This is a genomic window from Petrotoga halophila DSM 16923, from assembly GCF_002924615.1.
This window is the reverse complement of the sequence record NZ_JALY01000159.1, coordinates 1-4504: the sequence shown is the minus strand read 5'-3', so window position 1 is coordinate 4504 and position 4504 is coordinate 1. Positions and strand designations below refer to the sequence as shown.

Here is a 4504-nt window from a genome sequence, read left to right as displayed (position 1 = left end):
GATCGATAATTTTTAAAGATTTGTATGGATAACATTTTATCGGTTTACTAACTTCACCATGATATTCTCTAGAAAATAAAGTATTATCTGAAATTAAATATAACAAATTCGCCGATGTCATAAAAAAGTCATTTACACTATAATTTTTTGGCAAAATAAAAAAATCAATCCTAGAAAAAACATCTTTTTTTACATTAATTATATTGTCTTTAGGTATTCCATTTTGAATTTTTTGAAATTTTATTGAATTATCAAAAAAATTTTTAGGAATATATAAGCTACAAATTGGAAATGGAAACAATTTATCGTTTTTAATTTTACCTTTATGTCTTATTCCTGAATCTTTTTGATTTTTTTGGTTTTTGAGATTTATAACTGGCATTTTTATATTTCCGTTTTGATTATAACTAAATCCATGCCAAGATACCTTATAAATGGATTTTTTGAACTTTTCTTTGTGAGTATCTCTTTGAAAATACAAATTATCAAAAGGATGATTTTTGATTCCATCCATCATTATATCTAATTCCCCGTCATAAGAATCATATTTGTCTTTATCTGGTTCTTTAATTTTTAATCGAAAAAGTATTTTATTATCTCTAACAACATAAATTTTATTATGGTCAGAATTCTTTATTGAAAATACCATATCAGCATCCATATTATCACCACTAATAACTAATTCCATGTTCCTGTAAATAAACCATTTTCGTTATCTATAGTACATTCTATCAAAATAGATTGATGTTTATATTTTATTGGATAGAACCTTATACCATCAGAATTTGCAAAATTTAAAGCACCAATACTTGATTGACCTTTCAAGGCCGTATTAGAAGGATGATTGTAAAAGGCGGACCCTTAAACAATACTAAAGCGGGGTGAAAAAATATGACCCCGCATTAGATTATACTATATGGTAGTGAAAAGATTGGGTATAAATTCTTTCTTAATAATCAGTTTTTAGTGGTAAAAAACTCATTTATAATATTTATCAAAAGATTAATTAAAAACTCAATCAAATAATTATCAATCTACCATAGCTATAAAAAAATTGATATTTCAAATAGACATTTGAATATTTTACCTTCTTTTAAATCTTTCAACCGTTCTCCAAAAAAGTACAAGTATCCAATAAAAGTATCCTATAGCTATTTTAAAAAAATTTTCCCTATTTTTTTAATCATTAGTTTCACATCCTTTCTAAAAAAATTTTTTAGTATCTACTACATAATTAACAACAAATTTCCTACTTACATTGCACCTTCATTTACCAATCTAAAAATATATCAAAAATTTCACAGAATTTGCTAAGCTTTGTTCTACAGTTGAAAACATAAAACCCCAAACCAATAAAAAAAGCGCCTTATGCAGACGCCTTGTATATTTTCAACAATCTAATATTTTATCTAAAAATTAACTAAATCACTTACCCATATAGTATTCCATTAGTATTTCGGTGACCTTGGTAAAGCCCTACCGACACCCTCCTTCACCTACTAACTACCCTCTCCTTCACTTCCTTCATCAAACCAACCCCCAAATCAAACACATATTTCACCTGGTCTCTATACACAAACATTACAACTACCAAACCCAAAACAGCAGACACAACCTGAAAAACCATATTGGGAACAAAAGTGTTTATAAAAGCAACGATCACAAAAACAAACGTACTAATGAAAAATTTACCCAAATGATAATTAACAGGGAACAATCTCTTAGATATAAACGTTCTCATACAAAAGAAAACTATATAAGACACCCCTGTAGAAAATGCGGCACCTTTTGCACCATACACAGGAACAAGCATCAAATTCCCAAACACGTTAACCCCTGCTGCCACACTTGCTATCAACATATGCCAATATGTTTTTTTCATAAAATTGATACCAACAACCGTCGTTTCCGAAACGGTATACATAATAGGCATCAAAATCAAAAAAGAACTAATCCCAGCCGCCTGCCTATAAGAGCTTTCTAAAAGCAAAAATATCACATCTTTAAACACAACTAACAGCAATCCAAACACAAACATCGCTGCAGCGATGATCACAGAAGTCTTCTCAAAAATTCCTTTACTCTCTGGCTCTTTTTCATAACTTTCATAAGAAACGGGAGTCCAAAACATAGTAAACCCCACTTGAATTAAATTCATCACCGCAACCACTTTAAAAGCAGCTGAATACAAACCAATCTCTGTAAAATTAGAATAATTTCTTAACGCCAACCTATCTATCGACTGAAAAAGCCACGTAATTAAAAAAGTAGGAACAAAAGGAAGCCCATATCTAACAATCGCTTTTATCGATCTAAAATCAACCTTGAACTTACCAAACCACAACTCTCTTTCAAAAAAGATCGCTAGTAAAGCGGTAACTATATGAGAAAAAAACAAACCTACTATAACTGCATAAAAACTTCTTGAAACAAAAAGGGCGTATAAAATCGTAAAAACTGCATTTGTTACTCCGTTTATCACCCTCAACGTAGAAAAAGCGATACCTCTTTTTTTCATCCGAACAGCCAAAGTGGAAAATCTTTCTAAAATACCTATTAATATAGTAACCCCCAACAGAAAAATCGGAAGAAAATGAGTATAATCTCCAAAAAGAACAAAAGACAGCTCCTTCCAAAAGATACCAATTACAACAAAAACCACAACGCCTATACTCAAACTTGGCAGCAAAGAATCCCAAAGCAAATCTCTTCTCTTATTCTCAGGTCTTTCATAAAACATACGAACAAAGCTCTGATCCGCTCCAAGAAGTGCCACATTGAGAAGTAAATTGAAAGCCAAAGTAAACATCGACGCCTTACCAAACTCCTCTGGGATTATAAGCCAAGTGGTAATAGGGGTAGTGATGAAAGAAATCAAAGCAGCTATCCATTGCCCCATTGAAAATTGAAAAAAAGATTTAATAAATTCTCTCTCTTTAGGCATTACTTCCTCCAAATCTATTTAAGACTTCATTATACACCTCTATTTCCTTTTCTACAATACTCTCCCACGAAAAACCCATAGCCCTTTTTCTTAAATAACTACCATCAATTGGATTTTCTAACAACTTTACAACCGATTGAGCGAACCTCTTCTCAAACTCTTCTCCTTCTTCTACAACTATTCCTCCATCTCCAATCGCCTCAGGTATACCTCCGTTACTGCTACCAACAACAGCCACCCCACATCCCTGTGCTTCTATAACAACAGCTCCAAATCCTTCATTCCTACTCGGAAGTATCATTACATCCATGGCATTCATATAATAAGGTACATCTTCATGAGAAACACTTCCAACAAATTTAACCTGCAACCTTCTTTTCTTACATTCTTTTTCAATATCTTTTCTTAACTCACCATCTCCAACAACTAAAAACTCAGCATCGTAGATTGAAGAAATGTAAGAAAAAATTTCGGGCAATTTATCTGCCCTTTTTACTTCCTTTAAACCACCTACAAACCCAACAACCTTTTTAGATAACCCCAATTCTTTTTTTATCTTTTCTTTATCCAAAGGTTTGAAGATATCTGGTTCAATTCCGTTGGGAATAACAACAGAATTCTCACCAGCATATCCAAATGACTTAGCTTTATTCAATAGGGCATTGCTTACAAAGATAACCTTTGCAGCATTTTCTAAAACATCAACGTACAATTCTTTTGCCTTAGGCATCGCTAAGTTTATATCGCTACCATGGCAAGTAACTACATATGGAATATTTAACTTTTGCGATAACAGTTTCGCAACTAATCCAGCAGGTGGTTCATACATCCCATGGGCATGGATTATATCGAACTCATTACCCCTAATTTTATCAAACAGATCCTCTGCAACTTCTTTTGAATCTTTAATTTGATTATTTTTCTTCAAAACTCTCGAATTAAAGACATCACCTAAACTTCTACTAAAAGACGCATATTTGTATTTTACACCATGGACTTCATAAAATGAATCAGTAGAATTTACACTTGGTATAGAAAGAATCTTTTTCAAAAGTTTTATTCCAAAAGAATCTTTAGAAATAATACCATAAACATCGAAGTCCCTATTAAAACTCTGCATAGTTTTAAGCCTATTTGTTATGAAAATTCCACGTGCAGGATTATGAGAATATGGCAACAAATTTGTTATGAACAGTACCTTCACTATTTATCAACTCCAAAGGTAATTACGATTTCAATATCAAAAAAACTTGGTACACAATTAGTTTAGCAATGGGGAACATAGCAACAGGAAAGCTTCGATAAAACTAAATAAATTTCACCTTAAAAGCTCATATAACATCCTCCAGAGCTTGTAAATTTTTAATTATATAATTACCAAAATCTTTTATCATTTTCAAATAAGGATTTTCTTTACTTTTAGCTAATTCTTCTGCCCCTTCAAAGGCAACCCAACCACCAAATATTTCAAAACTATATTCACCTTTAATAGTATGTATAATAAGTAACATTTCACCCTTGTAGCCTACTATATCATCCATGAAATAAGCATATGTATTT

At 31.6% G+C, this 4504-nt stretch carries 4 protein-coding genes; all 4 read right to left on the bottom strand.

The window, feature by feature from the left end:
* The coding region (locus AA81_RS07730; RefSeq protein ID WP_146050362.1) for a hypothetical protein at window positions 1–688 on the bottom strand (688 nt) is incomplete at its 3' end.
* 804 nt (window positions 689–1492) lie between these two features.
* Window positions 1493–2944: a lipopolysaccharide biosynthesis protein gene (locus AA81_RS07725; RefSeq protein WP_103898713.1), complete on the bottom strand. Its 1452-nt coding sequence runs from the start codon at window positions 2942–2944 to the stop codon at window positions 1493–1495.
* The gene (locus AA81_RS07720) at window positions 2937–4148 is read right to left on the bottom strand and encodes a glycosyltransferase family 4 protein (RefSeq protein ID WP_103898712.1); all 1212 of its coding nucleotides are present in this window, start codon (window positions 4146–4148) and stop codon (window positions 2937–2939) included. The genes AA81_RS07725 and AA81_RS07720 overlap by 8 nt, the downstream gene beginning before the upstream one ends.
* A gap of 127 nt (window positions 4149–4275) precedes the next feature.
* Window positions 4276–4504: hypothetical protein (locus AA81_RS14220; protein ID WP_169999684.1), on the bottom strand; the 229-nt coding region annotated here is incomplete at its 5' end.

Coding starts and splice junctions, on each gene's coding strand:
- AA81_RS07725 (WP_103898713.1), bottom strand. CDS start 2,944: ATGCCTAAAGAGAGAGAATTTATTAAATCTTTTTTTCAATTTTCAATG.